Annotated in this window: 3 protein-coding genes; all 3 read left to right on the forward strand. The window is 50.0% G+C overall.

What is annotated here, in order from left to right; all coding sequences use genetic code 11:
• Positions 1–327 precede the first annotated feature (327 nt).
• The 3 genes from BHE81_RS27920 (at position 328) to BHE81_RS27930 (ending at position 3066) form a co-directional block, all read left to right on the forward strand.
• Positions 328–603 (forward strand): DUF2946 family protein, encoded by a 276-nt coding sequence (locus BHE81_RS27920; protein ID WP_004182114.1) that lies wholly within the window; start codon positions 328–330, stop codon positions 601–603.
• Between the two features lie 82 nt (positions 604–685).
• Positions 686–2749: a TonB-dependent copper receptor gene (locus BHE81_RS27925; RefSeq protein ID WP_004182117.1), complete on the forward strand. Its 2064-nt coding sequence runs from the start codon at positions 686–688 to the stop codon at positions 2747–2749.
• A 56-nt stretch (positions 2750–2805) separates the two neighbouring features.
• Complete coding sequence (locus BHE81_RS27930) at positions 2806–3066, forward strand: DUF2534 family protein (protein ID WP_023313931.1); 261 nt, start codon at positions 2806–2808, stop codon at positions 3064–3066.
• Positions 3067–3260: the final 194 nt, after the last annotated feature.

Here is a 3260-nt window from a genome sequence, read left to right on the forward strand (position 1 = left end):
CTGAAAATCCAGCCAGCTACAGGGTCGTTCGCACGAAATCTTATTTATTCAACAAAGCCTCATGAGCTAAAAGGTGAATTCTTTTAACATTTGCAAATCAAATAAGATACACTAACGCCCATATAGTCATGACCGGGTAACATTTTGTACGGGCGCAATCGTTTCTTCTTCATTGCAGCATGTATGGCATTGCTCTCAGTAGCCATGTTGTTCATTGCGCCTGTCATATCTAAATCTTTAGTTCACCATTCCGACTGTGTGAGTTCAGCGATTACGACTGCCATGCCTGAGCATCATGGTATGGCTATGTCAGGAATGCACCACGACATGGCTATGCCGGAACACTGCGAACAAAACCTCACCATGGTTCATCCCATGATGGCGGGACACGCTATGTCCCCGATGGAAGAAATTGCCTGTGGGTACTGTCATTTACTGATTCATCTGCCTTTCGTCCAGTTCGTGCTGACGATAATGCTCTGGCTGATGTTACTCTGCGTTCATCTGTCTCTTCCTCTACAGGCCATTTTCTCACCGATTTTCCGCGCCTGGGCACCTCAGCGTGCCCGCGCCCCTCCTGCTGCTTTTCTTTCTGCGAATTAATTACTCACAAAAACAGACGTAATCTGCTGGCTGTCTCGGGACAGGCAAGCTTGCTTACGCCAGAAAAACAGTAAGGCAAATAATGAAAACTCAACGCTTTGTACGTACCCCTCTTGCAGTTCTGATTATGGCATTCCAGACGAATGCCGTTAATGCTCAGGAGAGTCACGATCACGCAACGATGGAGGATGATTCCGTTATGGTTGTTACGGCTCCTGCCTCATCGCCGCTGGAAGTTGTCACGTCCCCAAAAAGACCTCGTCAGCCTGTCCCGGCAAGTGATGGTTCCGATTACCTGAAAACCATCCCCGGTTTTTCACAGATACGGGCCGGTGGCACGAATGGCGACCCGGTTTTCCGCGGTATGTTCGGATCGCGTCTGCGTATCCTGACCAATAATGGCGAAATGCTGGGTGCCTGCCCGGCCCGAATGGATGCCCCCAGCTCTTATATCTCCCCGGAAAGTTTTGACCTTCTGACGTTGACCAAAGGACCGCAAACGGTCCTTTGGGGGCCGGGTAACTCTGCAGGGACAATTCGTTTCGATCGCGAGCAGCCGCGTTTTGATAAACCCGGCGTACAGGGAAATGCCAGCCTGCTTGCTGCCTCGAACAATCGCTGGGATGAGAATGCGGATATCAGCCTGGGTAGCGAAGATGGATATTTGCGCCTCATGGGTAACAAATCACGTTCCGATGACTATAAGGATGGTAATGGCGATCGCGTCCCCTCAAAATGGGATAAATGGAACGGCGATATGGCGCTCGGCTGGACGCCTGATAAAGATACCCTGATTGAACTGACGGCAGGGAAAGGGGACGGGGAATCGCGTTATGCGGGTCGCAGTATGGACGGCTCCCAGTTCAGGCGAGAAAGTCTGGGTGCCAGGTTCGAAAAATCAAATATCGGGGAGGTATTCCAGAAATTTGAAGCGAATGTCTATTACAACTACGCCGACCACATTATGGATAACTATTCACTTCGTTCACCCGACGGTGGTATGTCAGGAGGTATGTCGGAAGGAATGACAGACAGCGGCATGGGTGACTCAATGGATGCAGGCATGTCAATGGATATGAATATGCCAATGGCGATGGAAGTCGACAGACGTACTGTTGGCGGTCGTATGATGGGCACATGGGAGTGGGCGGATGTGGAGCTGAGAAGCGGCGCCGATACCCAGCTGAATACCCATCGTAATAAAATGGATAACAGCTGGGTCAAAGATGCCCGTTTCCATGATTATGGTCTCTTCAGTGAACTCACCTGGAATACCTCTGATTCAAGCAAGTTAGTGGGGGGCGCTCGCCTTGATCGTGTCCTCGTGGATAATTTTTCCGGGAAAGGCTCCTCAGAGCGAACGGACACCCTTCCTGCCGGGTTTGTACGTTTCGAGCATACCCTCGCAGAAATGCCGCTAATGCTGTATGCCGGGCTTGGGTATACAGAACGTTTCCCGGACTACTGGGAACTGTTTTCCCCCACCTACGGGCCTGACGGCACCTCAGACGCGTTTGATAAAGTGAAAACTGAAAAAACGACCCAGCTTGATATTGGCGCACAGTATTCCGGCAAACGTACAAACGCCTGGGTTTCTGCTTATGTCGGTCACGTAAATGATTTTATCCTTTTCCGCTACGATCCCAACGATGCATATATCAGCCAGGTCGATAACATCAACGCCACCATCATGGGAGGCGAAGCCGGTGTCAGCTATAAGCTGACCGACAGCTGGAAAACCGACGCCAGTCTGGCCTATTCCTGGGGCAGGAACATGGAAGATGGTAAACCCCTTCCGCAAATGCCTCCTCTCGAAGCCCGTCTGGGATTATCCTGGGAAAGTGGTAACTGGAGCAGTACCGGGCTGGTACGTCTGGTCAGTAGCCAGCATCGGGTGGCGATTAATGAAGGTAATGTGGTGGGCAAAGATTTTGACAGCAGCGCCGGTTTTGCCGTGGTTTCCGCCAATGCCGCTTACCGCGTGAACAAGTACTTTAAAGTGAGCGCCGGTGTCGATAATCTTCTGGACAAAGATTACAGCGAGCATCTCAACCTGGCGGGTAACAGTAGCTTTGGCTACTCCACCAATACCTCCGTTAACGAACCAGGAAGAACATTCTGGGGCAAAATTAATGTGACATTCTGACCGGTCCCGGTTCGAAAGGGCCGGGTTGTTTATTCAGAAAATATGAGGAAATTGTTATGTTGAAAATTCTCAAAACTCCGGAAGGGAAAAAGTTTCTTATTGCTGTGGCTTGTGTGTTTATCGTTGCGGTATGCGTGGTGTCAAAAGCCGCGTTCCAGGGCGTGGAAGACCAGTACAATCTGCCGATGGATACCTGGGACACATCCCTGTTTATCATCCAGGGCGCATGGGTGGCCATTTACAGCTTTATGTTCACCATTGTGGGGGCGCTGCCTTTCGGGTTTTACTTTCTCAGCCCTAAAGATGATTCAGAATAACTGAATGCGCGTTTGTTGTTCACAACCGGAACGTAAGCGCATTCAAAAATGTATCGTGTCATTTACACTGGCACGATACATGTCTACTTCGGCCTTTTACTTAACAGTAAAGGTATATTTTCCCTGTGTTTTAGGTGATGCTGCCAACTTACTGATTTAGTGTATGATGGTGTTTTTGAGGTGCTCCAGTGGCT

Source organism: Klebsiella sp. AqSCr (assembly GCF_008452795.1).
Classification (GTDB): domain Bacteria; phylum Pseudomonadota; class Gammaproteobacteria; order Enterobacterales; family Enterobacteriaceae; genus Klebsiella; species Klebsiella pneumoniae.

Coding starts and splice junctions, on each gene's coding strand:
- BHE81_RS27920 (WP_004182114.1), top strand. CDS start 328: ATGGCTATGCCGGAACACTGCGAACAAAACCTCACCATGGTTCATCCC.
- BHE81_RS27925 (WP_004182117.1), top strand. CDS start 686: ATGAAAACTCAACGCTTTGTACGTACCCCTCTTGCAGTTCTGATTATG.
- BHE81_RS27930 (WP_023313931.1), top strand. CDS start 2,806: ATGTTGAAAATTCTCAAAACTCCGGAAGGGAAAAAGTTTCTTATTGCT.